Annotated in this window: 25 protein-coding genes; 12 read left to right on the plus strand and 13 right to left on the minus strand. The window is 62.0% G+C overall.

Translation table 11 applies throughout. The features are described 5' to 3' along the window. Window positions 1-139: 139 nt before the first annotated feature. Window positions 140-895: an HTH-type transcriptional regulator XacR gene (xacR, locus tag ACFQEV_RS01085; RefSeq protein WP_379692055.1), complete on the minus strand. Its 756-nt coding sequence runs from the start codon at window positions 893-895 to the stop codon at window positions 140-142. A gap of 448 nt (window positions 896-1343) precedes the next feature. Here xacR and ACFQEV_RS01090 point away from each other — a divergent pair, with 448 nt between their 5' ends. After that, entirely contained in the window at window positions 1344-3368 is a 2025-nt protein-coding gene (locus tag ACFQEV_RS01090) for a beta-galactosidase (RefSeq protein WP_379692056.1), read from the plus strand. Between the two features lie 232 nt (window positions 3369-3600). Then, window positions 3601-4389, plus strand: a complete 789-nt coding sequence (locus ACFQEV_RS01095) for an inositol monophosphatase family protein (protein ID WP_379692057.1) — start codon at window positions 3601-3603, stop codon at window positions 4387-4389. A 308-nt stretch (window positions 4390-4697) separates the two neighbouring features. Here ACFQEV_RS01095 and ACFQEV_RS01100 read toward each other — a convergent pair whose 3' ends face one another. Next, a complete protein-coding gene (locus tag ACFQEV_RS01100; RefSeq protein ID WP_379692058.1) occupies window positions 4698-5489 on the minus strand; it encodes a helix-turn-helix transcriptional regulator in 792 nt (263 codons plus the stop codon). 306 nt (window positions 5490-5795) lie between these two features. Here ACFQEV_RS01100 and ACFQEV_RS01105 point away from each other — a divergent pair, with 306 nt between their 5' ends. Continuing rightward, window positions 5796-6839, plus strand: a complete 1044-nt coding sequence (locus ACFQEV_RS01105) for a hypothetical protein (RefSeq protein ID WP_379692059.1) — start codon at window positions 5796-5798, stop codon at window positions 6837-6839. A 41-nt stretch (window positions 6840-6880) separates the two neighbouring features. Then, window positions 6881-7096 (plus strand): hypothetical protein, encoded by a 216-nt coding sequence (locus tag ACFQEV_RS01110; protein ID WP_379692060.1) that lies wholly within the window; start codon window positions 6881-6883, stop codon window positions 7094-7096. 53 nt (window positions 7097-7149) lie between these two features. Here the strand turns inward: ACFQEV_RS01110 and ACFQEV_RS01115 are convergent, their stop codons facing one another. The 6 genes from ACFQEV_RS01115 to ACFQEV_RS01140 all read right to left on the minus strand — a co-directional run bounded on the left by ACFQEV_RS01115 (window position 7150) and on the right by ACFQEV_RS01140 (window position 12482). Continuing rightward, window positions 7150-8499, minus strand: a complete 1350-nt coding sequence (locus ACFQEV_RS01115; protein ID WP_379692061.1) for a cytochrome P450 — start codon at window positions 8497-8499, stop codon at window positions 7150-7152. A gap of 44 nt (window positions 8500-8543) precedes the next feature. Further along, the gene (locus tag ACFQEV_RS01120) at window positions 8544-9326 is read right to left on the minus strand and encodes a helix-turn-helix transcriptional regulator (protein WP_379692062.1); all 783 of its coding nucleotides are present in this window, start codon (window positions 9324-9326) and stop codon (window positions 8544-8546) included. Window positions 9327-9388: 62 nt separating this feature from the next. Further along, a complete protein-coding gene (locus tag ACFQEV_RS01125; RefSeq protein ID WP_379692063.1) occupies window positions 9389-9637 on the minus strand; it encodes a hypothetical protein in 249 nt (82 codons plus the stop codon). Window positions 9638-9660: 23 nt separating this feature from the next. Beyond that, window positions 9661-10329: a UbiA prenyltransferase family protein gene (locus ACFQEV_RS01130; RefSeq protein ID WP_379692064.1), complete on the minus strand. Its 669-nt coding sequence runs from the start codon at window positions 10327-10329 to the stop codon at window positions 9661-9663. Between the two features lie 200 nt (window positions 10330-10529). Next, window positions 10530-11363, minus strand: a complete 834-nt coding sequence (locus ACFQEV_RS01135) for a hypothetical protein (RefSeq protein WP_379692065.1) — start codon at window positions 11361-11363, stop codon at window positions 10530-10532. 270 nt (window positions 11364-11633) lie between these two features. Continuing rightward, a complete protein-coding gene (locus tag ACFQEV_RS01140; RefSeq protein WP_379692066.1) occupies window positions 11634-12482 on the minus strand; it encodes a hypothetical protein in 849 nt (282 codons plus the stop codon). Window positions 12483-13082: 600 nt separating this feature from the next. Between ACFQEV_RS01140 and ACFQEV_RS01145 the strand changes: the two genes are divergently transcribed. The 6 genes from ACFQEV_RS01145 (at window position 13083) to ACFQEV_RS01170 (ending at window position 18486) form a co-directional block, all read left to right on the plus strand. Continuing rightward, window positions 13083-14012: a glycosyltransferase family 2 protein gene (locus ACFQEV_RS01145; protein WP_379692067.1), complete on the plus strand. Its 930-nt coding sequence runs from the start codon at window positions 13083-13085 to the stop codon at window positions 14010-14012. Between the two features lie 97 nt (window positions 14013-14109). Next, entirely contained in the window at window positions 14110-15246 is a 1137-nt protein-coding gene (locus tag ACFQEV_RS01150; protein WP_379692068.1) for a serine hydrolase domain-containing protein, read from the plus strand. Window positions 15247-15347: 101 nt separating this feature from the next. Beyond that, window positions 15348-15767 (plus strand): VOC family protein, encoded by a 420-nt coding sequence (locus tag ACFQEV_RS01155; protein WP_379692069.1) that lies wholly within the window; start codon window positions 15348-15350, stop codon window positions 15765-15767. A gap of 53 nt (window positions 15768-15820) precedes the next feature. Next, window positions 15821-16939, plus strand: coding sequence for a pyruvate dehydrogenase (acetyl-transferring) E1 component subunit alpha (gene pdhA / locus ACFQEV_RS01160; protein ID WP_379692070.1), 1119 nt, complete (start codon window positions 15821-15823; stop codon window positions 16937-16939). A 142-nt stretch (window positions 16940-17081) separates the two neighbouring features. Continuing rightward, window positions 17082-18038, plus strand: a complete 957-nt coding sequence (locus ACFQEV_RS01165) for a TIGR03557 family F420-dependent LLM class oxidoreductase (RefSeq protein WP_379692071.1) — start codon at window positions 17082-17084, stop codon at window positions 18036-18038. Between the two features lie 166 nt (window positions 18039-18204). Further along, the gene (locus tag ACFQEV_RS01170; protein WP_379692204.1) at window positions 18205-18486 is read left to right on the plus strand and encodes a PadR family transcriptional regulator; all 282 of its coding nucleotides are present in this window, start codon (window positions 18205-18207) and stop codon (window positions 18484-18486) included. A gap of 31 nt (window positions 18487-18517) precedes the next feature. On the opposite strand, the gene ACFQEV_RS01175 is transcribed toward ACFQEV_RS01170, so the two are convergent. Continuing rightward, a complete protein-coding gene (locus ACFQEV_RS01175; protein ID WP_379692072.1) occupies window positions 18518-20467 on the minus strand; it encodes a serine hydrolase domain-containing protein in 1950 nt (649 codons plus the stop codon). Between the two features lie 304 nt (window positions 20468-20771). Here ACFQEV_RS01175 and ACFQEV_RS01180 point away from each other — a divergent pair, with 304 nt between their 5' ends. Further along, a complete protein-coding gene (locus tag ACFQEV_RS01180; RefSeq protein WP_379692206.1) occupies window positions 20772-21002 on the plus strand; it encodes a PRC-barrel domain-containing protein in 231 nt (76 codons plus the stop codon). 782 nt (window positions 21003-21784) lie between these two features. Here ACFQEV_RS01180 and ACFQEV_RS01185 read toward each other — a convergent pair. Then, window positions 21785-22366 carry a YIP1 family protein gene (locus ACFQEV_RS01185; protein ID WP_379692073.1) on the minus strand — a complete coding sequence of 194 codons (582 nt, stop codon included), beginning with the start codon at window positions 22364-22366 and terminating at the stop codon, window positions 21785-21787. A 486-nt stretch (window positions 22367-22852) separates the two neighbouring features. Between ACFQEV_RS01185 and ACFQEV_RS01190 the strand changes: the two genes are divergently transcribed. Then, window positions 22853-24127: an Nramp family divalent metal transporter gene (locus ACFQEV_RS01190; RefSeq protein WP_379692074.1), complete on the plus strand. Its 1275-nt coding sequence runs from the start codon at window positions 22853-22855 to the stop codon at window positions 24125-24127. 236 nt (window positions 24128-24363) lie between these two features. Here ACFQEV_RS01190 and ACFQEV_RS01195 read toward each other — a convergent pair whose 3' ends face one another. The 3 genes from ACFQEV_RS01195 to ACFQEV_RS01205 all read right to left on the minus strand — a co-directional run bounded on the left by ACFQEV_RS01195 (window position 24364) and on the right by ACFQEV_RS01205 (window position 26115). Then, window positions 24364-24765: a luciferase domain-containing protein gene (locus ACFQEV_RS01195; RefSeq protein WP_379692075.1), complete on the minus strand. Its 402-nt coding sequence runs from the start codon at window positions 24763-24765 to the stop codon at window positions 24364-24366. 18 nt (window positions 24766-24783) lie between these two features. Beyond that, window positions 24784-25236, minus strand: coding sequence for an ester cyclase (locus tag ACFQEV_RS01200; RefSeq protein ID WP_379692076.1), 453 nt, complete (start codon window positions 25234-25236; stop codon window positions 24784-24786). Window positions 25237-25473: 237 nt separating this feature from the next. Next, complete coding sequence (locus tag ACFQEV_RS01205; protein WP_379692077.1) at window positions 25474-26115, minus strand: helix-turn-helix domain-containing protein; 642 nt, start codon at window positions 26113-26115, stop codon at window positions 25474-25476. Window positions 26116-26152 lie beyond the last annotated feature (37 nt).

A 26152-nucleotide genomic window follows, 5' to 3' on the forward strand; every position in this document is an offset into this window, starting at 1 on the left:
ATTCTCTACTACAGAACGAACCGGATCGTCGGAACGATGTTCGTTACGGACGTAGATCCGTAACGGCCTTCGAGGCCAGCGAACAGGGTCCGAGAGGTGGCCCGGAGAAGGGGCCGTCTCCGAAACCGAGAATGGGCCCTCAGTAGTTTATGTTGAGTTCAACGACGTTCGCCGCACTGAGGACTTGTTCGGAGAACTCGCCGTGGAGGTCGTCGTCGCTGACGCGACTCGCCGGGGCGGAGACGCTTATCGCGCCCAACACCTTGTCCGAGGAGGTTTTGACGGGGGCCGCGACGCAGCGCAACCCTTCGAGACGCTCCCCGTCGTCGATGGCGTACCCGCGTTCGCGGATGTCGTCGATCGCTTCGTACAGTTCCTCCCGAGAACCGATGCTCCGCGGCGTCTTCCGTTCGAGGCCGTGTTGCTCGACTATCTCCTCGACCCGGGACTCCGGGAGGTACGCGAGGATGGCTTTCCCCAGCGCCGTGGTGTGGAGGTGGGTTCGGAGGCCGGCGTAGGTGTCTAAGTCCACCGCCCGGTCGCCCTTCGAGCGCATCAGGTACACCCCCATCCCCTGCTCTTCGACCAGCAGGTTGGCGAGTTCGCCCGTCTTGGCGGCGATGGCCTTCACCTCCGGTTCCGCGACCTGGTAGAACTCCATGGATTTCCGGATATTGCCGCCGAGTTCGAGGAACTTCAGACCGAGTTGATAGTCGTCGCCGTCTTTCAACACGTAGTGGTGCTTCCGAAGCGTCGAGAGGTGGCTGTGCACCGCGCTCTTTCCCATGTCGAGACTGTTCGCTAACTCGGTCACGCCGCAGGGACCACGCTCGGCCAACTCGTTGATGAGGGCGAGCGTCTTCTCGGTGGTCTTCACCGGATGTTTAGCGTCCATGATTATCCATTAATATTATCGCCTTCTCAATAAGTGTTCTGTTCTACAAAACGGACGCTGGGCGTACCGGTGGACTGTTCGTCGCGAGGGAGCCACCTGTGACCCTACGCGGTGTGCGACGCGCCTGCTAGCCGTCCTCGGACAAGAGGAAGTGGCGGCGGTGTCTTCACTTGTCGCGGTGGAGTCGTCGGATGTCTCTCTCGCCGGAGACAACTCGAAGCCAACGCAGGCGACAGCGCCGTTTTCTGGACATATGTTTTTGTACTTCGATGGCTTTCGCAGGAATCGGTCGAACGCTCGGATCTGTGTCGTTGCTTCGCGGCGCGGCGCTTCGGTGCGAACGGGTCGAGAGGTGCCGTGGTTCGTTGCAGTTACTGCCCTCGTCCGGCCGTCTTCCTCCTCAAAATATGTGAGGGATTTACTACCCTCGCCCGGCTTTGGGAGTGCGATGAACACGGGAGTCTGTTACTTCCCCGAGCACTGGGACCGCGAGCAGTGGGAAGCTGATATCGAGCGGATGGCGGAATCGGGAATCGAGTACGTCCGCATGGCCGAGTTCTCCTGGAACCGGATGGAGCCCGAACCGGGGGTGTACGAGTTCGAGTGGTTAGAGGAGGCCGTAAACCTCGTCGGCGACTCCGGGATGAAAGCGGTACTCTGTACGCCCACGGCGACGCCGCCGAAGTGGCTTCTCGACGAGTACCCGAGTATCCGCCAAGAAGAGCGGGACGGTACGCCCCGCGAGTTCGGTAGCCGTCGGCACTACTGCTTTAATTCGCCGGTGTACCGGAGGGAGAGTCGGCGGATCATAGAGGAGATGGCGAGTCGCTTCGCAGACAATGAGTACGTCGCCGGTTGGCAGACAGACAACGAGTTCGGCTGTCACGATACGACGCGTTGCTACTGTGACGATTGCGCTTCGGCGTTCAGGACGTGGCTCCGCGAGAAGTACGACTCCGTCGACGCCCTCAACGAGGCGTGGGGGAACGCGTTCTGGAGCCAGGAGTACGGGTCGTTCGCCGAGGTCGACCTCCCGGGTCCGACGCCCGCGCAGGACCAGCACCACCCGTCCCGCCTGTTGGAGTACAAGCGGTTTGCGTCCGACAGTGTCGCGGAGTACAATCGGCTTCACACGGGGATTCTTCGGGAGACGAACTCCCGGTGGTTCGTCACTCACAACTTCATGGGCAACTTCCCCGACATCGACGCCTTCTCCGTGAGCGAGGATCTGAGCTTCGCGGCCTGGGACTGCTATCCGACGCTCTTCAGCCAGCAGATACCGGATGCGCCGGACCCCGCCTCGGAGGAGGGAGCCACGCTCCAACGGGTTGGGGACCCGGATATGGTCGGTATGAACCACGCGCTCTACCGCGGCGCGAGCGACGGGCCGTTCTGGGTGATGGAGAGCCAGTCCGGCGACATCCGTGCGTATCCGTATTCGGCGGAACCCGCCGACGGGATGGTCCGACTCTGGTCCCACCAAGCGGTCGCTCACGGCTGTGACGTCGTCTCGTACTTCCGCTGGCGGCGATGCCGCTTCGGACAGGAGCAGTACTGGGGCGGACTGAACAACTACGACGGTTCACCGGACCGGGGCCTCGCGGAGGCGACGGAAGCCGCCCGGGACTTCGCGGAACTCCCGGACCTCGATGCACCGTCCGGGGACGTGGCGATGCTCGTGGACTACGATAGCCTCTGGGCGCTCGAAACCAAACCCCACACGCCCGAATTCCACTACTTCGCGCACCTCCGAGCGTACTACCGAGCGTTTCGCTCTCGGGGCGTGACCGTGGACCTCGTGCCGGCGAGCAGGGACGTGAGCGAGTACGCGGCGGTCGTCGCACCGTCGCTGCACCTCGTCGATCAGGAGCTCTCAGAGCGGTTGACCGACTACGTTTCCGACGGCGGCGAACTGCTTCTGACGATCCGAACCGCGATGAAGGACGAGTACCACAAACTCCGAGACGAACTCGCACCCGGTCCGCTAGCGGAGCCTCTGGGCGCGCGCGTCGAGCAACACGAGAGTCTCGCACCCGGCCTGGAGAAGCGGGTCAGCTACGACGGTGAAACTTACGAGTACAGGACGTGGGCGGAGTGGCTCACCGCGGACGAAGCGCCCGTCGTCGGCCGGCACGAGACCGGTGTCGCCGAAGGCGAACCGGCTATCGTCAGGAACGACTACGGGAACGGACACGCCGCGTACGCCGGCGTTTGGCCGGAAGCGGAACTCGCCGACGCGATTACGACGGCTCTCCTCGAACGGGCCGACGTTCCGTTCGGCGAACGCCTCCCCGAGTTCGTTCGACTCGCCGAACGCGACGGCTACACGTGGGTCCTGAACTTCCGAGCGGAGCCTCTCGAGATCGACCCCGGAAACCGAACCCCGACGCTCGGCGGGACGACGGTTCGAGGCCGCGATCTCGCCATCGTCGACGCACCGCCGCACGAGATAGACATCGTTGAGGAGAGGTAACGAACCTTCCCGTCGGCGGTTTTCGCTACCGGACTGGCGGATCGGCTCCGCCTCGGTGATTGTGTAACTTCTTTTGTGGATTCTCACTCGGTCCGAGCGTGCGCGAACCGCACCGATGTTCTCGGGTCACGGTAGCGCACAGCACGCCTCTCGGCGGTCAGTCGCCGCGCGTCCCGGTGATACGGAGTCCCGAGTCCGGGGTTACTTTACGACCGGCTGCGAGCCTCTCGGTATGACGACGAGAGAGACGCTCTCGGTGGATGCGGCCCACGAGGGAGCCGAGTACGCGAACCGGCATTTCCGGTCTGACCTGACCGTCGAGCGGAAGTCGAGCAAGACGGACGTCGTCACGGACATCGACCGAACGACGCAGCGCCGCGTCGTGTCGGTCATCCGCGACCACTTTCCGGACGACGCCGTCGTCGGCGAGGAGGAAGAGGAGCGAAAGACCGTCCCCGAGGAGGGGTACGCGTGGATTATCGACCCCATCGACGGGACGCAGAACTACACCCGGGGGATGCACGACTGGACGACGAGCGTCGCCGTCGTCGAGGACGGAACGCCGCTGAGCGCGGTCAACGTCGCCCCGGCGCGCGGGGAGACGTACCGGGCGACGGAGAACGGCACGCGGTGCGACGGACGGTCCGTCTCGGTGACCGACGCGACGGACTCGGAGACGTTCGTCGTCGCTCCGACGCTTCGGTGGACGGCCGGGAACGCCGACACCGTCGGGTCGCTCTCGGAGATACTCACCGAACGGTTCGGCGAGGTGCGACGACTCGGGTCGGCGCAGTTGACGCTCTCGATGGTCGCCTCGGGGGCCCTCGACGCCGCCGTCGCCTTCGACGAGGACCCGAACGCGTGGGACACCGTCGCCGGCGCGTACCACGTCACGCAGGCGGGCGGCACCGTCACGGACCTCGACGGCGACCCGTGGCGTCCCCACGCCCGAGGTATCGTCGCCTCGAACGGCGAGGCCCACGACGCCCTCCTCGACGCGGTGAACGCGGCCACCGAGTGACGGAGTCGCCGAGGACGTGGCGCTCGTCTCGATGAGTACGAAAATTTTTGTCGGATATGCGCGGCTTGGGCTCGTATTTCTCATCTATGGAAACACAGAATGGTCGAGTAAACGGACGTTCCGACGATACCGGCTGCGATATTTTCGATCGTCGGGTAATATGATTCTCTTCCTTACTTCGGTTCCCGGTTTGTCTGCCGATTTTGTACTCGTCTGAATAAGCGAGGGGTACGGCGCTACTCTCGAAGAACGAGCAAGGAGAACAGAATTACGTGGACTATCACCGGCGACGAGAGAGGACGACGCGGTTACGTGAGGGGCGTCGCCTCGCGCTTGTACTCGGCGAACGCCGCCGCGGCCCACGAGACGGCATCGTCGTCGTCCATCTCCACGAGGGCGCGCGGTTCGTACTCCTCGTGAGCGACGAACTGCGCGGTGTCGTCGATGAGAGCGACGCCGTAGCGAAGCGGTCCGTCGTGGACGTACACGCGGTACCGGTCCGTCGCCGTCATCTCGTCGTACAGCGACGCGTACCGCGGTTTCGTCCGGAGCGTCTCCGCCGCGTCGGATTCGACCACCAGTTCCGCCCGCGCCCCGTGGCCGACGATTCGGTCGCGAAGCGTCTCGTGGGCGTGGAGACCGGTGAACGGCACCGCCATCCGACACTCGTCCATCTCGCTCAACGCGCGGACGTGGCGGGTACGTATCGCGTACGGGTCCGGCGGGTCCGGGAGGTGGATGTCCGCGTCCGCGAGGCTCCGAACGTCTACGTCGAACTCCCCTCGAGGGACGAACCGCAGGAACGGAGACAGTCGCTCCGTGATTTCGACCACCTCGCGCAACTCCGCGAACGCCCGCGCCACGGCGTCGCCGGCCTTCGTGATTTCGTAGGTCCGCCCCGTCCGCCGGACCCATCCCGCGGCGGCGAGCGTGTCGAGATTTCGCTGGAGCGTCGTCCGAGAGACGTCGACGCACTCCGCGAGTTCGCGCCTGCGGAGTTCCCGTCGCTGCACCAACTCGGCGAGTAGCGTCGCCCGCGCCGTCGAACGCGCCAGGAGCGCGATGCGTTCCACCGCGGCGTCCGCCTCGGCGTCGCTCACACTAGTGACCGTACGCCGATGACAGCCATAAGTGTGCGTAGCTGTCGGAAAGCGGGGCGTTCGGCGTCGCCGTTAGATAGGTGTCAGAGGCCCTTCACTGACCGAAGGCCGAGCACGCCTCTTATCACATCGTCACCCACGAACACATCTAATGAGAGTAAAGTTCGGATATCGTGTCGGTTCCTCCATCGAATTGTTTTCGTGAGCACACGGTATGTGTTCGGTGAAATTACCCGATACCGCAAATTCACCCAGCCGGGGAGGTAATGTTGGTAATTCACGTCGGGTGATGCGAGGAGATCCCGAATGTCGAACGACGAACCCAACGCAGACCAGTATCAAGAGGAACTCAGTGAACGTGCAGAAGATGGAGGAGGGTGTGCAGAGATGTGGGAGACGCTCTCCGAGAGACGTCGGTCGGACGACGGCTCCATCGGACGCCGGAGCTTCCTCGGAACTATCGGAGCGGCGAGCGCGGTAGGGATGTCTGGAACCGCCGCTGGGCGGTCCGACGAGACGGAGATAGAGATTCGAAAGGAAGACTCGGAAGTCGACTCCGAGTCGGCTACGGCCGTGACGAAGACAGAAGCAGCTGAACATTTACTCGACACCCTCGTCCGTCCCGAAGCCCGTCCGGAAGACACCACGCGAACAGATATCTACCTCAACGACGAGCAGATGGGGTACACCTTGAACGTGCCCCTCGAGTACGGCAAACTGGCTGTCACGTACGACCCCGCTGGCGAGATAGCAAACGCCGGTGCTTCACTTTCGTCGTCTGAGGTGCCGGCGGGCGTCCGTCAGAAACTCTCGCGCGGGCTCGAGTGGCCCAATTCCGAGTCTGGCAGGCTGATGACGGAGGGGGCCGACCACCCGGTTCTCTTCACGCGAGGGACGACCGACTCCGAGGTCGAACGGGCGAAGGATGTAGTCGACGAACCGAGCGCGTTCGTCGAGATGATCGGTCTCGTCAACGTGACGGGCGAATCCTCGAGTGGGGAACTCGATATCCCGGGGAGCGGAGCCTATATCGCTACGTTCGAGGATGCGACATACGTAATCGACGCACAACTGAATCGAGTACTCGAAGAGACCACTATCGAGGAACTGCTCGGCGCGAGCACAGGAGGATTTTCGACTCTCGTCTCGACGTGCGACTCGAAAGCGGCGACGTGCGCGGTGGACGTGGTCATGGCGGTTCCGCACTGTACCCTCGCCTCGGTCGGATGCGGTCTCACGGGCGTTGGAGCGCTGGGTTGTTTCGTCCTCCTCCTCTCGCTCTGTGCACCGAACCTCACGCTCATCGGCCTCTCCGGGGCGTGTACGTACGTCGCGAGGAACTGCCTCTAAAGCCCGAAAAATCTAACTAATCCATCCTACAACTTCTTACAATGCCTCGCTTCCCCGACGTCCTCCGTGATTTCGCGTATCTCTACGTACTCGCAGTCCTCGCTTGGGCAGTCGCCCTCAGCGGGTGGACGGTCACTCGCGGAGGACGCATCAACGCGACCCTGTTCGCCGACCAGTGGTTCATGTTTCTGCTCATCGCTATCGTGATGATCATCCCAACGTTCGCGTACCGGTGGTCGAAGAGTAATCTTCAGTGAGACGCGGCTACGAAGGCCAGGAGGCGGGTTCGGCGACGGGTCCCCTTTTCCTTCTACTCCGCTCGGTCGTGTACGCTGATTCTAATTTCGGTTGCTGGTTGCGTGGTCAGCGAGGGAACGACTTCCAGAGGCTGGCGTAGTTCCGGACGTAACTCGAACCGCTTCAGGAGTTCGGAGAGGACTATTTTGACCTCCATCAACGCGAACCGTTCCCCGACGCACCGCCGCGGTCCTCCGGCGAACGGGAAGTACGCGCCCGGTGAGAGTTCACGTTCGAATTCGATCGACCAACGCTCCGGATGGAACTCCGTCGGAGCGTCGAACCACCGGGGGTCGCGATGGACGACCCATTGGTTGAGCGCCACGAGGGACCCGGCGGGGACGCGGTATCCGCTCAGCGAGTCGTCGGTAGTGGGCTGTCGGAAGATACCGAACACGGGCGGAAACAACCTGAGCGATTCCTTCAGTACTTTATCGAGTACGGAGTACTCACCTCGCCGTTGGAGGAGCGTCCGAACCGGGAGTTCCCGCACTTCCTTCGCGAGCGTCGCTTGTGTCTCTTGGTGAGTCGCCAACAGGTACCCCGTGAAAGTGAGCGCGAGCGCAGTCGTCTCGTGCCCTGCGACCAAGAGCGTCACCACTTCGTCCCTGACCGGTCGCTCGTTCTGCGTTAGCTCTGAGTTCTGCAGTCGGCCGAGCACCGCCAAACTCTCTTTCCCCCTTGCCCGGTGCTGTTCAACGAGTTCCTCTACGGCCGTATCGAGCGTGTTGAGGGCCCTCCGATACGCGAGATTCTCGGGCGTCGGAATCCACTCCGGGAGGTAGATGTAGGTTCGACTGATCCGTTCGAAGTGCGCCAAGATACGCTCGAACGCCGGTTTGAGCTCCCACGACTCGGTGGACAAGTCAACTCCGAACAACACTTCGACGATGATGTTGAGCGTGAGACGCTTCATCTCCACTTCGAGGTCGATTACATCCCCGTCGGAGAACTCATCTGCGACCGACCTCGCGTGGAAGCGTACTACGTCTCGGTACTTCTCGATCTGCTGCGAGTAGAACGCAGGCTCGATGGCCCTCCGGTTCGTCCGCCACTCCTCGCCTTCTGCGAGAACTAATCCGTCTCCGAGGAGGGACCTCGTCACTCGTTTCTGGAACCCTCCTTTTCGGTAGTTTTCGTTGTTCGAGACGAGAACTCGCTCAATGTCGCTCGGCCGAGTGGGGAGGATGAGACGCTGACCCGCAATCCGTAACTGGACGGTGGACTCGTACTCTTCGTTCAACTCTGTGAACCACTTTAACGGATTTCGGCGGAGGAACTGGTGGGTGTGTCCCACCAGTGGAAGTGTCGGCGGTTCTGGCGGACTGTTCGAGGGTGATCGTTTGGACGTATCGTGAGACATCTGTTAGCGTCTCCGTCGAGTGCCGTCGAGCGAATCTGGCATAGTCACTCTTCTGACGGCCGGTACGGAACCGAACCCTCTTTGAACGATTCCAGCCGGTCTTTCGCCCAACTGACCGCCCGTGGTGATTCGTTCAACAGTAATCCTTGGACGCCCTTGTGTTGGTGGACCGTGACCCCGGCGGTGTCCTTCCGGTCGCCCTCCATCACCCAGAGTGAATACGGAAGGACGTCCTCCGTGACGTACAGGGTAACGTCCCCTCTCTTGACGATTTCCGTGAAGGAGTCCCTGAAGTCCAAGAGCCTCTTGACTGCGTCCCGATGAATGATAATCTCCGCAGACAGTCCGTTCTCGTCGACGGCTGCCTCCACCAAGTCGATATACGAAGTGAGGATTATCGGCGCGAGTCCTACGAGACGAGATGCGTTCTGTAACCGTTCGATACTCGGTTCGAGTGTTGATTCAGGAATATATCTATCCCCCACGTGAACCTCTGCTTCCCGCAGGAACGTGATATCCATCTCTTTGAGGCTAGGGTTTTCGTTGAGCACTTCGGCCGTCTGAGCAACGTCGTCCATCCTGTCGATGTACTCTCGGTGGACGCTGTAGGACACTCGTCCCGACGGAGTCAGGTGGTATTCCCCGTCGACGTTCTCGAGACAACCGTTCTCCACCAGTTCTGCCACCGCCCGATCGATAGTGGAACGAGAGCTCTCCACGTCGGCGACTAACTCGGGCTTTCGTTGCGGGTTTTCCCTGAGGGTTTCGAGAATCTCGAACCTCTTGTGGAGCGTCTCTCGGAGGGAAATGCTCGGGGACTCGTACATACACGTTGGCTGTATGCAGCAGGTAAAAATGTAAGTACGATACCATTATATAAGGGGTGGAATTATAACAAAAACAAGATATCGAGGGCGAACACACCGTTGAGAAACGTAGCCCAGTAACCCACGTCGAAGACTGTAGCGACGATGTCCGTTTGGATCCGTTCGGAGCGACCTCTCACGAGCAGATAGAGGGAGAGGTACCCGGCGCTCACGACGAGTATCCCTAACGCGCCGTACCACGCTCCGATGAGGCTAGCGACCAGTCCACTCGCTCCGGTGAGGACGGCCGCTAACAAGACGCTCCAGCTCACGCCGATATCCTGCGTGAACGTCTTCAGTCCGGACTCTTGGTCGTAATACGTGTCTGCTGCTTGGTGGAGGACGTGATAACCGAACGAGTAGAGAAACACGACGATGAGAGTGCTCGCGAGATGCTCTCGACCGACGGCGTACCGACCACCCATATCAGCGGCAGAAGCACGCAGAATACATCAGCGCCCGTCGTCACGATGTGGTTAAACACGCCCCACTCCTTGAACCGTGGGGGATACGAGTAGGCGAATCCGCAGAGCGCAAGAACGCTTCCCCACGCTACGAACAACGCCGAATTCGTTTCCAACGAGACGAGCGCCCAGAGAACGAGACCGAGTACGAGTTCTCCCACAAGTAGCGTGTACGCAGTTTCGTGACCGAACTCCTCTACCGCGTGCGACGTGACTTCCTTTTCCGGATTCGCCTTGTCTACCGCGTAGTCGTGGAGTGTGTCGGCGATGGAGGCCTGCATCTTGGTCAGCATCGCCGCGCCAAACACGAGCGCTATCAGCGCTACGTCCTCGCGGCTAAAGAAGACGCTGTAGCCCGGACTTGCGATACCCGCTGCGAGTAGAACGTACGCGACGTTGTATCCCAGCGTCTCCGGGAGACGGTTGATTCGAGAGAACGCCCTGAGCTTCGCTGCGAGCGCATCTGCGCGACGACCATTCAGAACGCATACGGACGCCATCACGACATAGTACCCGAGAGCGTGTGATTATGTCACCTATCGGCAACTCCACCAGCTACTGGGGACCCCGAAACGAGTCAGAGTCCCCGCAATCGTCGAGGGTACGTGAGTCCCGACGGTGGCCTCGGGTGGATCAGAGAACCGACCCCGGATGGCGGCGCATCCGAAGCCGAATTTCGGAAACGGTCTCGGGGAGGGAGTCAGAAGTCGTTGTCCCGGACGGTCGAGGGAGAGACTATCCGCTCGTCGAGGTACACCTCCACGTTGTACGAGGGGTCGGCGGGAGTGAGGCTCAGTTCCTCGACCGTTCCGGAGAACAGGTAGCGGTCGCCGAGATACGTTAACCCGCCGGCGTCGGCGGGTAGCGGTCCCGTCTCGTCCGCGGCGGTGAGCGTCCCGTCGTCGTTCTCGACCGGTTCGTCGTCGCTGTCGGCGGAGAAGTTACCGCCCACGGTGTCGGGGTTCAACGTGCCCTCCGCCTGGATGGTGTACTCGGTGGGACCGTTGGCCGCGATAGTCAGGAGGTTCAGGTCGCCGTCGTCGGTCTGCCAGTCGGGTACGTCGGCGGGCGCGACGGGGTCGCCGTTGTAGTAGACGTTCACGTCGTACCCGGAGTCTTCCACCTCGAACGAGATGTACCCGAAGGTTCGATACCGGTCGCCGAGGTACGTCGTCCCGCCCGCGTCCTCGGGTAACGGTCCCGTCGTGTCCGTGATTGCCGCGTTGTACGGGCCCGGCCCGTCGCCGGGTTCGTCGTCGTCGTCGGCGGAGAAGTCGCCGCCCACGGTGTCGGCCTCCAACGTCCCGTCCACGGTGAACTCGTACTCCGTCGGGCCGTTCGCGGCGATCATCAGCGTGTGGACGTCGTCCGACTCGTCGGTCCCCTCCGCCGCGACGCTTCCGACCGGGAGACTCGCCGCCCCCAGTCCGGCGACGGCCGCCTTTATCGCCGTCCGTCGGTCGAACGTCGCGCCCCTCGCTCTGGACTGGGAGGGACCGTCCGCCCGCCTCGTTTGATAGTCGTTCTCTCTCATACCAGTTACTGATGACAACGCCGAGACAGATAACTGCTCTCGACGTTCACCGTGCGCGGCGTGCACGATGACCGCGGGATGCACACCGTCGGGCGCGCGCACGGGGTCGCTTGCTCCTCCCGGCGCGGGAGTCGAGTCCCGATTCGGTGCGCTACCGCACCGCTCTGCGGCGACGGGGTGTCAAAAAAGTACCGTCCCGCGGTGACGGCGGGCGTCCGAAAATCCGCCGCGGAGAGGCGAGTCGCCGTCCGCGGACGCGCGTCGGCCGCCTCAGAATCGCATCTGTCGGACGACGCTCGGATTCACCGGTTTCTCGTCGAGGTAGACGTACTTCTCGTGGGACGAGTCGCTCAACTGGAGGTCCAGCGTCTCGACGGACCCCGAGAACAGGTAGCGGTCCCCGAGCACGGTTTTCGCGCCCGCCTCCTTCGAGAGCGGTCCCGTCGTGCCCGCGGCGGTGAACGTCCCGTCGGCGTTCTCCGTCGGCGCGTCGTCCTCGTCCGCCGAGAAGTTCCCGCCCTTGTGGTCGGGCGTCATCTCCGGTTCGACCTGCAGTTCGTACGAGGTGGGGCCGTTCGCCGCTATCGTCAGGGTATGCAGGCTCGGGTCCGTCAACTGCATCCGGTTCAGTTCGTCCACGGTCACCAGCGTCTCGTCGAGGTAGACGTTCGCCTCGTAGTCGGGGTGCGCGTCGAGGGTGAGGTGGGCGTAGTAATCGACCAGGAACCGGTCACCATGGAACGCCGTCCCGCCCGCGTTCTCCAGCGTCGGCCCCGTCTCGTCTATCACCGTGTAGACGCTGGGACTGTTCTCGACGTACTTCGGTTCGTCGTCGCTGTCGGCCGAGAAGTCGCCGTGCTCCGTGTCCGCCTCCAACGTCCCGTCCACGGTGAACTCGTACTCCAACGGGCCGTTGGCGGTTATCATCAGCGAGTGCAGGTCGTCGGACTGAGTGTCCGTCCGCGACGACGCCGCGGCAGTCCCCCACGGCAGGGTCACCGCTCCCAGTCCAGCGACGGCCGTCTTTATCGCCGTCCGCCGGTCGAACGTGACTCCCGACGAGTCGCCGTGCGGGTTCGCGCTGTCCTCCGCAGCCGTCCGAAGGTCGTCGCGTGTCATAGGTCCGACGTAGATAACAGCCTCCGGACACATAACGCTGTACCGCAGTCCCAATCGAGTCGGAATGACAGCCCTGGCGTGAAGGCCTTCGAAAGGTAAATGGGCGGTGCGGTGCATTGTGCCCCCGTATCAGACAGTTCAATCTTCGAGTACGATCCGCGTCTTGCGGTTCTCCGTCACGCGCTCCTAATTCATATCCTGCGGATGATACTTCGTACGGCGAGGACCGTTCGCTGACGACGAAATCCAATCGATTCGGACTCGCCCGCGGGCGTGGCCGTGACCGACCGCGATATCACAACCTGTTCGACCCCGCACAAAATACCGAATTTTGAAGTTGGAAATTAAACCCGAGGGCGGCGAATTAGCTTCTTAAGCCTATCTCACCGTGGCGACCGACGCGTTCCGTCGAGTCGCCCGTCTGGTCCGAGGGGGAGACGCCGGCCGGTGCGTGAACCGGCCGTCTACGGCGGAGAGAGCCCGAAAAACGGAAACAGCGCTCGTCGTGCGTCGGACGCTACACTATTTCGCGGTTAATAGGTCTTATGTACTCTTTTGCACGAAAGCACTTATTCCGTCCGCGGTAATGCTCAGCAAAAGATGGACAGGATGGTCGAGACGGGCGAGGCGAGGCAAACGGTGCCCGAAGAAGCCGGGCGAACAGACGCGTTAATCGTAATTCCGGCGTACAATGAGGCTGCGACCATCGGGAGCGTGGTGCTGGAGGCGCTGACTGTCGCGGAGGAAGTCCTCGTGGTGGACGACGGGAGCACGGACGCGACGGCCGAACTCGCCGCGGCGGCGGGCGCGCGCGTCCTCAGACACGACACCAACCGCGGGAAGGGGATGGCCATCGAGAACGCCTTCCAGTACGCCCGCGAGAACAACTGGGAGTACCTCGTCCTCGTGGACGGCGACTGGCAGCACCGACCGAAGGAGGCGGACGCGCTTCTCACGGCGTGCGCCGAGGGGCCGGCCAACATCGTCATCGGGAGCCGGTATCTCGACGGGAACCGGGGAGAGACGGCGCTGTACCGCCGCGTCGGCCAGCGAGTCCTCGACGGCATCACGGAGGCGAACACGGGGTACTCCGTCACCGACTCCCAGTCGGGCTTTCGCGCGTTCGACAGAACCGCGATCGAGACGGTGGCGGTGACCGACGCGGGATTCGGCGTCGAATCGCAGATGCTCGAATCGGCCAGCGAACGCAGCCTGACGGTCACCGAGGTGCCCATCTCCGTCAACTACGACGTTCCCGACCCGAACACGTCGAACCCGGTCCGGCACGGCTTCTCCGTCGCGGTGCGACTCCTCCGGACGGGCGGCATCCGCTACCCCCGGTTCTTCCTCGGCGCGCCCGGCGCGGTGCTGGCGGCGGTCGGGTTCGTCGGCGTCTGGTGGACCGTCACCGCCGAGGCGACGTGGACGCTCTCGCTCGTCATCGGACTCCTCCTCAGCACGCTCCTCTGTCTCTGCGGCGTCGTCCTCACGACGATGTCCGTCCGGACGACGCGCGCGGGGCGGCACTGACTGCGGGTCGAGGGCTTTCGGACACGCGTACGAGCGTTCGTCTGCGACTCCCTCGCCTCTCCCAAACGCTTATCATCAATAAAAGATCATTAGGGTCGTGCCACGACTCAGCGACAGCGACAGACAGCGACTCAGGGCAGAGTTCGACCGTCATCTCGCCGTCGGTTTGCACCACGGAGCCCAACTCGCCGTCTACGTCGACGGCGAACTCGTCGTGGACTTCGCGGGCGGAACGACCGGTCCGGACGGCGGCGAGACCACCGAAGAGACCCGCCACCTCCTGTTTTCGTGTACGAAACCGTACGCGGGGGCGGGGTTGCACCGACTCCTCGAAGAGGGGGACGCCGACTACGACGACCCCGTCGTCGAACACTGGCCCGAGTTCGCCGACGAGGGCGCGCAGAAGTCCGAGATCACGATACGGCAGGTGCTCAGCCACACCGCCGGCATCCCGTACGGCGAGTTCGACGACGAGGCCGAGAAGTGGGGCGACTGGGACGCGGTCGTCCGAGCGATGGAGGACATCGACCCCGTATTCGAACCCGGCGAACGGCCGGCGTACCACACGTTCAACTACGGGTGGGTCGTCGGCGAACTCGTCCGTCGCATCAGCGGACAACGCGTCGACGAGTACGTCGCGGAGAACGTGTTCGACCCCTTAGAGATGGACCGGTCGTCGATCGGGTTGGCCGAGGACGAAGAGGACGACGTCGCCACCCTGACCGGGTTCGACGTGTTCGACCGGTGCCGCGACCCCGGCGAGGGACTCGGAATCCCCGCCTCCGAGTCGGCGGCGGCGTTCAACGAGGAGGCCGTCCGCCGAGCGGTGATTCCGGCGGCGAACGGCGTCGGAACCGCGCGGGACATGGCGCGGTTCTACGCCTGCATGGCCAACGGCGGCGAACTCGACGGGACGCGCCTCCTCGACGAAGAGACGGTCGCCGAAGCGACGCGGACCCACGCCGAAACGGAGTCCGACGGGACGCTGTCTCGACCGGCGCGGTACGCCCTCGGCTTTTGGACCGGCGGCTTGGCCAACGACATGTTCGGCTCGTTCAGCCGGGAACGGATGTTCGGCCACGCCGGTCTCGGCAGCGTCTTCGGGTGGGGCGACCCGGAACTGAACGTCGGGTTCGCCTACGTCACGAACGGCATTCGGGAGGAATCGTGGGAGCACGCGGCGCGGATATCCGGCCTGTCCGACGCCGTTCGATTGGCGCTGCTGGACTACTGAGTATCGTATCGGTGCACGCTCGGGGCGCAGTCTCCTCGGCGATTCTCCGTGCTCACCGCGGAGACGAAGCACATTTCCGGGCGGCGCGAGGGGTGTACGGTATGACCGACCTTCGCGCACACCACGTCGGCATCACCGTCGACGACCTGGACCGCTCCGTGGAGTTCTACGGCGACGTCCTCGGATTCGACGTGATCGACCGCTTCACCGTCTCGGGCGACGCCTTCGCCACCGCCGTGGGCGTGGACGGTGCGACGGGGCGGTTCGCTCATTTGGACGCGGACGGCGTCCGCGTCGAACTCGTGGAGTACGACCCCGCCGGCGAGGACGTTCCGACCGAGGAGGTGAACCACTCGGGCGCGAAGCACCTCGGCTTCGCGGTGGACGACATCGACTCGTTCCACGAGTCGCTCCCGTCCGACGTTGAGACGCTGAGCGAACCGCAGACGACCGAAAGCGGGTCGCGGGTCTGCTTCCTCCGCGACCCCGAGTCGAACCTCGTCGAGATAATCGAGGCCTGAGTGTCGCACTCCGACCGGACACTTCTTGTCGCCCCTCCGCGAACCTCAGTGAGATGGCACCGACGGACGACCTGTTCTCGCGCGAACCGGACGACAGGGTGCGGGTGTTGGACGAAGAGGGAACCGTCGTCGCGCCGGACCTCGTGCCCGACCTGGACGACGAGACGTTCGTGGCGATGTACCGCGACATGCGCTTCTGCCGCCGGTTCGACGAGCGGATGATAAGCCTCCAGCGGCAGGGTCGGATGGGGACGTACTCCTCGCTGGCGGGACAGGAGGGGTCCCAGATAGGGTCCACCTACGCGCTCGCGCCGGAGGACGTGATCGCCTACCAGTACCGCGAACACGGCGCGGTGGTCGCGCGCGGGTTCCCGTGGGAGTACCTCCTCTACTGGGCGGGGCACGAACGCGGCAACGCCGAACTCGCCGATATCGACGTCTTCCCCCTCAACATCACCATCGCCGACCACCTGCCGCACGTCGTCGGGATGGCGATGGCGACGAAACTCCGCGGCGAAGACCGGGTGGCGGTGGCGCACTTCGGCGACGGCGCGACGTCGGAGGGCGACTTCCACGAAGCGCTCAACTTCGCGGGCGTGTACGACGTTCCCGCCCTGTTCGTCTGCAACAACAACCAGTGGGCCATCTCGACGCCCCGAGAGCGTCAGACGGCGAGTCGGACGTTCGCGCAGAAGGCACACGCCTACGGGTTCGAGGGGATTCAGGTGGACGGGATGGATCCGCTGGCGACGTACGTCGTGACGCGGGCGGCCCGCGAGAAGGCGCGGTCGGAGGCGGGCGAACGGCCGCGCCCGACGCTCATCGAGGCGGTGCAGTACCGCTACGGCGCGCACACCACCGCCGACGACCCCTCGGCGTACCGCGACGAGGCGGACGTCGAGGAGTGGCGGCGGAAGGATCCCATCGACCGCTTCGAGTCGTTCCTGCGCGAGACGGGCCGCCTCACCGACGAACGCGTCGCGGCGATAGACGAGGAGATAGAGGAGACGTTGGTGGACGCCGTCGAACGCTTGGAGTCCTACGAGGCCGACCCCGAGGAGATGTTTGAGTACGCCTACGAGGGCGACACGCCGACGATTCGGGAACAGCGAGAGCGGTTCCGCGAACTCCGCGAACGGTACGGCGACGAGGCGTTCCTCCGGGACGAGTAGTCGAGGCGGGCGGAGACTCGGCTCGCGCGGTCGGTTCTCCTCCGAGGGTCGGACGGCCGTCCATAGGCAAGCAGTGGACTTAGTGACATGACAGGTCGAGTGCTTCGAAAGGTCGGCTTCGGACCGACCGCTTCGACCCCTCATGACCGAAATTGGCTACACCTTATCGAGCGAGGAGCACAGCCCCACCGACCTCGTGGACCACGCCAAGCGCGCGGAGGAGGTCGGCTTCGACTTCCTCTCCATCTCGGACCACTACCACCCGTGGATAGACGCGCAAGGGAACGCGCCGTTCGCGTGGACGGCCCTCGGCGGCGTCGCGGAGGGGACCGACGACATCGACGTCGGCGTTGGCGTCACCCCGCCGATACTCCGCTATCACCCGGCGCTGTACGCGCAGATGGCCGCGACGACGGCGGCGATGTTCGACGGGCGGCAGTTCTTCGCGGGCGTCGGGACGGGCGAGAACCTCAACGAGCACATCTACGGCGACCGGTGGCCGGAACACGAGGTTCGACTGGAGATGCTGGAGGAGGCCGTTGACGTCGTCCGGAAACTCTGGACGGGCGAGCAAGTCAGTCACCGGGGGAAGCACTACACCGTCGAGAACGCGCAACTCTACACGCTCCCGGACGAGCAACCGCCCATCTGCGTCTCGGCGTACGGAGAACACGCGGCGCGGGCGGCGGCCGACATCGGCGACGGCTTCTGGTCGGTCGGACCGCAGGACGTGATAGAGACGTGGGAAGAACACGGCGGCGAGGGGCCGCGACTCTGCCAACTCCACGCCTGCGTCGCCGACACCGACGAGGAAGGCGTCTCCACCGCCCACGAGAAGTGGCGTAACTCGGGACTGCCGGGCGAACTGAGCGCGATTCTGCCGACGCCGACGCACTTCGAGCAAGCGACGCAGATGGTCTCCGAGGAGGACATCGCCGAGGGCAGCATCATGACCGGCCCCGACGCCCAACAGCACATCGACAGCATCCAACAGGCCCTCGACGCGGGCTACGACCACGTGTACATCCACCAGATCGGCGACGACCAAGAGGCGGCGTTCGACCTCTACGAGGAGGAAGTTCTCCCGTCGTTCTCGTAGGGAACACGCGACTTTCGGCGACCGAACGTGACACTCAGAAGACAGTAAACGCCACGCTCGAACGGTGTACTGGCGACCTCATAAATATAAGAGTTAGAGACATTAAAGATTACCTGCCAGATAGTATATGTTATCTGCTTTTAATTGAAAGAACATGACCGATCAAGTGTTCGACCTCACCGGATTTCAGCGCGACACGCTCACCGTCATCGCCGGACTCGACGAGCCTTCGGGCCAAGAAGTGAAAGAAGAGTTAGAGAAACAGCACGACGATATCAACCACGGTCGCCTCTACCCGAACCTCGACGCCCTCGTCGAAGAGGACTACGTCGAGAAGGGACAGATCGACCGGCGGACGAACTACTACGACCTGACCGAGAAGGGCAAGCGGGCGCTCGAAAACCGCCGCCGGTGGGAGAACTCCACCGTCGACGCCCTCGGCGAGTAACCGGGCGAAACCGAGGCCGGGGACCTCCGGATCATCCGGGCGGAAGCAGGAGGTTCCAGTACCACAGCAGCCAACAGAGTCCGAACAGCGAACCAACGACGAGTGCGTAGTGGGCTCCGCTCGTTCGACCCCATTCCCCCCTACTCCCGGCCCGAACGCCGATTCCGGCCGCCGCGAGCGTTCCGAGCAGTCCGAGTACCGGGCCGACGAACAGCACTCGGAACGTGAGCGGGGGGTCCGAGAGCACCACCAGCGGCGCCGCTAGGAAGTGTCCGACGACCAGGAACAGCGCCGCGAAGATTGCCACCGCGGACCCCCCGGCGACCAGTCTCGCCCGCGTCGTGCGCCGTCCGAGGAGCGTTCGCCAATCGCCTCCGGCGGCGGTACTCCCGAGGCGAAGATACCGATAGAGCGCGGCCGCGGGCCAGCCGACGACCGCCGAGAGCGTTCCGAGGACCGTACAGAGCGCGAGTAGTCCATGGAATCGAAGCCGCTCTAAGCCGTCGACGCGGTCGTACGCCGTCGGACTGCCGCCGAGGAACAGGTACCGAACCTCTCCGTCCCGTTCGCCGAAGGCGAGTCGCTGTCCCCCTTCGACGCGTTCGAAGACGAGCGGTTCGATCTCGACCCACCGCCGCGTGGTGTTCCCGTGGTCCGTGACGAGTGTCCCGTCCGACGCGACGCGAACGTCTATCGTGGCGGCGTTCAGGACGGACGTCACCCGGTCGTGCCACGTGTACGACCGCTGCAGCGACCGGTACGTTCCCTCGATGGCTTCGGCGCGCGACGGCGCCCCGTCGGGGGACAGTGACGCCCCGTCCGGTTCCGGGAGCACATCGTCGAGGACGCCATCGACGACATCGCCCGCGGCGGCGCTCCCATTCGGGTCGTTGAACGACACGAACAGGCCGAGGCCGTACTCCGGGACGAGTACGAGGTGGCTGTAGAACGACAGCGTCGCGCCGTTGTGCCAGAGGGTGCGAACGTCGCCGCGGAACTCCTCGATCAGCCCGAACGCCATCCCCGACAACCGCTCGTGATGCGTCGCCCACCGCTCGTGCATCGCGCCGATCGTCCCCGGTTCGAGGACCCGTTCGCCCCTGACCCGACCGTCATTCAACTGGAGTTCGAGGAACCGCGCCATGTCGGTCGCGGTCGCCGACATCGCCCCCGCCGGTCGGAGTCCGACAAGCGGAAACGCACCGCCGCGATAGATCCCGGTCGGGCCGTATCCCGTCGCGTGCGCGTCGGCGAGCGGTTGGGGAAGGGGCTGTCGGAAACTGCTCCGCGACATGCCGGCCGGCGTCAGGAGCGCATCGTCTATCGCGCGGTGAAACGGTTCGTCCGCCGTCGCGGCCAGCACTTGCCCGACGAGCCCGTACCCGTAGTTCGAGTAGGACCCGGCAGTACCCGGCGGTCGAACGCGCTTCTGCGCGTCGTTGCGGAGGTACGATTCGAGCGGTCGGAGGGTCTCGGCGTCCGGAATCCACATACCCCGGTTCGTCGCCTCGAAACCGCCTCGGTGGGTGACGAGTTGACGGAGCGTGACCGGTTCTTCGTCGTACCCGTCGATGGGGACGTCGACGTATTCGGCGACGCCGGCGTCTGGCTCGACTTCGCCGCGTTGGACGAGTTGCATCAACGCCGTCGCGACGACCGGCTTCGACACCGACCCGATGCGGAACGGGGTGGCGTCCGGATCGACGACCCTCCCGGTGGCCCGGTCCGCGACCCCGTACCCCTTGGTTAGAACGGTGTCCCCGCCCGTCACGACGGCGACGCTCGCTCCCGGAATATCGTACTCCCCGAGGCTCGACTCCACCAAGTCGTCGAGGAGCGATTCGATATCGGACTGGGCGGATCCGTCGGCCCCGGAAGAAGACCGGGTGTCGGCGGTCGCCGTCAGGGGGACTCCGGCGACGGCGGCACACCCCGCGCCGGTCCCGGCGAGAAACTGACGGCGGGAGAGGGACTGTCGCATTGCGTCGGTACTCATCTTCCGCTGGTAAATACCTTCGGAGCGGAGGGACGCTCCTCCGCGAGTTACCAGGTTCTCCGCCGGCATGGGGACGTAACGACCGACGGCGAAGATATCGGCTCGTCGAACGCTCGTCTCGGGACTCTCGTCCGCTTTCGACCTCTTCCTCTTCCGTTACGACCGTCTCAGCCCCGAATGCACTCTCCGCTGGCGATTTCGCTCGACTGGGAGGCAACGCGACTGAAACGGAGATACGAGCCACCGAATTATTTATCAATATTCAGTAGAATCTGTATTTATGACTAATATGTTGGGAACGGAACTGGAGGGAACCCCAGTAGTGGGTTCCGACGGGTCGAAGCTAGGGACGCTACGGAGCGTTACGGTAGACGTCCGAACGGGCGAGTTGAAGCAGTTTCTCGTGACTCTGGAGTCAGAACGGCCCACGTCGTTCGACCGCAACGGAGACGGTCACCTTCTCGTTCCCGCGAGCTGTGCGCAGTCGCTCTCTGAACACCTCATCGTCGAGAGAGAGTAGCGGGAAATCTGAGTGAGAGCTTCGACCGGCGGTCGTCCGCTCTTCGTACCGAGTCGGCGAATGCGATAATCGGCCAAGTCTCTTATAGACATATATTATTGTACATAATGAGCTGTGGGAAAATGGGGTATTTGAGGAGACCATTCGACCTGAACCATACATTATGAATCGAAATCGAAGAAAATAATACTTACGTTTGGTAGCAGTCGATCTAAACCAACATCGAAACAGATCTCTTGAATCAGATGGGGATGTCGGGTACCTCGGCCAACTGTCTTTGTCACCGCAAAAGCCGTTTTGAACGGTTTGAGCGTCAAAACCGATTCTACTGGCAGACGAGATACGTACGCATATCTAATCCTCTTCCGGAGTATGAGTACAATCATATCTGTAAAAGAACATTCCGAAGAAGAGAGCCGGTTTAACGTCTCACCCTCCACCGACTGAGCTCAGTTTACCGTTCCTTCCTCCCATTACAACGCTATTCCCGTAAGGGAAGAACTCGGCACCATCTCTGTGAAATTCCAGACTAGATGGAAGTTACTTGTAGCGAGTATCGACAATGGAGCGGTTCGCCGTCGAACTCTGTCATATGGCTCCGTCTCCGCTCTCGAACGTTTTCCGCAGGTCCTCCACCGCGACGGCCGGCACCCCGTCCGCACCGGTCTCTGTGAACGTCATCGTTCTCTTTTGACAGAAGCTGCCCGAGCGATACTAGATATATCGGTTAGATTTCACATCAGTTCGTCCGATAAACGAGAGGCCGCCCGTTGGCGGCGACGTTACAAGAGGCTCAAAAGGGCGTTGAGTATCGGAAAGAGGACGACGAGTCCCGCGATGACCGCCGAGCGTCGGACGGCCAGATTCCGAGCCTCGCTGATCGCGTAGGTGAGCAGGTACCCGATCCAGAGGTACCCCACTACGCCGATGACCGAGTTGAACAGTACCAACCAGGACGGGTACTGCATCCGAGTCGGTGTCACGGTCGGGAGTCCACCGAACGACGCGAAAATCCAGATCGTAGCCGTCGTGATCGTGTTCATCAGCAAGAGGGGCAACAGCGCCCACCCGATGTTCGCCGCGACTTGAGAGAGGGGACCTGATCCGCCGGCAAGTGCCGACAGTAGATACACTGCGATCGTCGATACGGTCCAGATTACGACGGCACCGAGCAGACCGCCGAACAGAACGGAGAACACGAGCATTTCGGTCGAAAATTCGATGGGACTGTACTGGTCCATGAAGGGTGCCGCACTCGCGACGGCGACGATTCCGGCGAGAAGCAGGATTATCGCGGCACCACTCAGTGACGGCGACCGTCGGGCAAAGAATTCGCTGGGTTCGAACAACGGTGTGGAGGGCATCGGTAATCGGTTCCGTCGGCGAGAAAATCAATCTACTGATCATTTAGTTGAGACCGGTGCTCTCGGTGCGTGCTAGCGTCTACTCTCGAAGACCTATCCAGAACGAGCCTGAACGAATCAACCCCTTGGTAGGTGTCTCTATGTTTCGGACAACTGCTGATAGACGTACGCGTATAACAAACCGACGAGGACTATCAGCAGAGCCAGATTAGCGCTCTTTAGTCCGTACACTTCCGGAAACGCCGCTCCACCTCCTACTCCCCACACTAGGAGGACAGCACCGATGTACGCACCGAAGAGAGAGTGCAACAGTCGTTCGGAATGCATCAAAGAGTATCCGTCTGCGATGGGTGATAGTCTCTTCCCTCATCTCTGAATTACATCATACTGTGGCTCGCATCCTGTGTGGTAGGCGCGGGAGTCCGGCGTGCGGGTGCCGGTCCTTTCGGCCAAATGAACTATCAATAGCGAATCTGAGGAGATATTATGGCAGCGAGTAACATGAGCGATGGAACCGATGGAGGAGACGAACCGAAGTGGTCGCTTATCGGACCGGGACTGCTCGTCGCTGCCACCGGCGTCGGCGCGGGCGATTTGGTCGCCGCCCTCGTCGCCGGCAGCAGGTACGGACTGAACTTCGTGTGGGCCATCGTGCTCGGCGTGGCCGTCAAGTTCGCGCTGAACGAAGGGGTGGGGCGGTACCACCTCGCAACCGGCGAGACCTTCCTCGAGGGCATCGATTCGTTGGGTCGGTGGGCGACGGGGTTCTTCGGCGGCTACACAGTCATCTGGGGGTTCGTCTACGGCGCGGCCGTCGCCGCCTCCTGTTCGCTAGCTGCGAATGCGCTGTTTCCGAGCATCCCCTTCTGGGTGTACGTCGTCGTCCATCCCATCGCCGGGTGCGCGCTGGTACTGTTGAACCGCTACGAGACGTTCGAGAAGATCATCACCGCCTTCGTCTCGCTCATGTTCGTGAGCGTCATCGGTTCGGCGGTGCTGGTCCTCCCGCAACTCGGCGACATCATCGCCACGGGAATCCCCGCGCTTCCCGAGGGGTCGGTCGTCTATGCGTTGGGACTCGTCGGCGGCGCTGGCGGGACTATCACGATGGCGTCGTACGGCTACTGGCTCGCGGAGAAGGACTGGAACAGTCCGCGCCACATCCCCACGATGCGGCTCGACGCCTCCTCGGCGTACATCATAACGGGGATATTCTCCATCGCGCTGATCGTGATGAGCGCGGCGCTCCTGTACGGGACGGGCGCGTCCGTCTCTGGAGAGGAGGGGCTCATCGTCCTCGCGAGCAACCTCGGCAACGAGCTACATCCCCTCCTGCGAACGGGGTTCCTCGTCGGCTTCTGGGCCGCCTCGTTCACCTCCCTGCTCGGCGTCTGGCACGGCGTCTCCTACCTGTTCGCCGACTTCGTCGAGACGGTGACCGAGGAGACCATCAAACCGGCGGACGAGTCGGAACTCAGCGGGACGAAGTGGTACAAGTTCTACGTGCTCTGGCTGACGTTTCCGCCGATGCTTCTGTACTTCTTCGGACGGCCGGTGTTCCTCATCGTACTGTACGGTGCGCTCGGGGCGCTGATCATGCCGTTCCTCGCCGTTGTCCTGTTGTTGCTCCTTAACTCCGATACGGTCAGCCCGGGACGACGGAACCACTGGCTCTCGAACTCGATGCTCGTCATCAGCGCGCTCATCTTCCTCGCGCTGATGGTGGTTCAGGTCTCCGAACTCCTCTCCGGCGGCGGGTAGGACAGAGCGGTCAGAAACGCCCGTCGACCTCACCCGTCTCCCGAATACTCGTCGTTTCCTTCGAACATCTCGGCCATGTGCGTCCGGCGGAGTTGCCGGATGTGCGCGGCGGAGAGATAGGTACGACCGAGGCCGCGCGACAGGAACATTCATCTCCGCGAGAGTAGACTTGACCGGATTCCAGCGAGATACCCTCTTATTGATCACGGGCCTAGATCAGCCCTCAGGGCAAGATGTCAAAGATCCAGTTCTTTCTGGACATCGATGTCGACGGATTCTGATTTCCCCTTCCCGACCTCCTGCTGAATTGCTACATGAATGAGGTATGAGAGCCGGAACAGCCAAACGACATGGTCAATGTCGTCAGCCGATTCGATGTGAAAGGTCGTTGCATTCGGATGTTCTGGAACAGCATGGTGTTGTTCTGTTAACCCGTCCGCAATCAACTGATTTCGGAGCGATTGTGGATAGTCGATGTCTGCTAGCCTCGGGTGAAGGTGACCGATCTCTCTGCCCGCGAGTTTGAAGCTCGTCGAGTTAAATCGACCTTCGTCTACCGTAATCCCTGGCCACGATGAGACTAGTTCGGTGATTTGCTCCCTCGACGTTCCGCGTTCTTGTGTATCCTTGTTTTCCATGAGTGTATAGCAGTACTGTCATTCTCGAGCTGTGCTTTGTCTCTCTGTTTGCCAGTCCATCTGTGGAATAGCTCCGAGTTGCTGAAACCAAGTTAGTGAATCCATTTCCGACCAAACCTCTACAATCCGCTCTCCAGAGAGTCGAAGTATCGTTATCGTTTCGACCGCAACTTGATTACTCGTTGGTGCTATCCCAAGGTACTCTCCTTGATGCATCCCTCGCATCGTGGCCCGAACCGCAACCTTGTTCTCGTCCCCAAATACATCGTGTAAATCGAACGTTAGGTCAGGAAATGCCTCACGAAGCACTGTCGATTGAACTTCGAGAAATTGCTCTCTATCTCGGAGGGTCTCTAAACCAGAGATGGTGAAGTCCGGCGCGAGTATCTTGTCACTGTCACCGAAATCACCGTCGGTTAGTATCTCATCGAAGTAGCGGTCGACAAGTCGTTTCTCGGCATCGCTCAACATAGGTCTCGCTTCTCCAATTGAAGTGACCGATCCGTCTGTCGCTGCGTTTGGCTGGATTGACGAAACTGCTGTCGATGCCCCCTGTTCGGTCGTGTTACAACCATACTATCTACTATGCGTGGCGGAACTATCGCTATTCGCGTGAAGATATTCACCTCGCTCCCGATTTTCCGACTACATCGCTCGCAGACGCTGGCGGGCAACGTCGTGATAACCAATTGGAATGTGCTCTGGTCGTCAACGATCTCGTAAGCGGCTCTTGATTCCCAGTTCTGCGTTGGCGGCGAACGCTTTGATGATTTGCTCTTCGGCACGGTGGAGGACCCCACTCACTGCCGATGGACTGACGTCCAATGTCGTTGCGAGGTCTGTCAATGAACAACCGCGTGGAGTATTGTAGTATCCACGTGTGATTGCTTCGGTGAGAACTTCCCATTGACGATCAGTCAAGAGGTCGGTCACTTCAACCGGTTGTGTAACGGAAAGAATTTCGAATGAAACGTCGTTCTCTTCGAATTCGACTTTGAGCTGTGACAGTCGTTCCCACGACGTGATCGTTTCGATCGTTTGCCAGCCGTCGCGCAAAACCATGGGATACTGTGGTAGCATGCCGACACTGCGCGCTATAGCACGGGGTGAGTGTTCTTCAGTTTCGATCTGAAGCAATACTCTTTGTTTATCCTCATGCAGTACATCGTAGAACCGTATCTCAGGGGCTTCGTCGAGAGTTCGGATAAGCGCGTTCGAATCAAGTGTCGCAGCTTTGACAACTACCTGTAGGCGATTTTCTGTACGCCGGGAGGAAAGGATATGAAATTCGCTATCTGGATGTTCGATCGAATACCGAACCAATGAATCGTGTGGCAGTTTGATTTTCAATCGTACTCTAGGCATATATTTTGATTGTCGTGTCTGT

The sequence above is a fragment of the Halopelagius fulvigenes genome (assembly GCF_042662625.1).
Taxonomy (GTDB): Archaea; Halobacteriota; Halobacteria; order Halobacteriales; family Haloferacaceae; genus Halopelagius; species Halopelagius fulvigenes.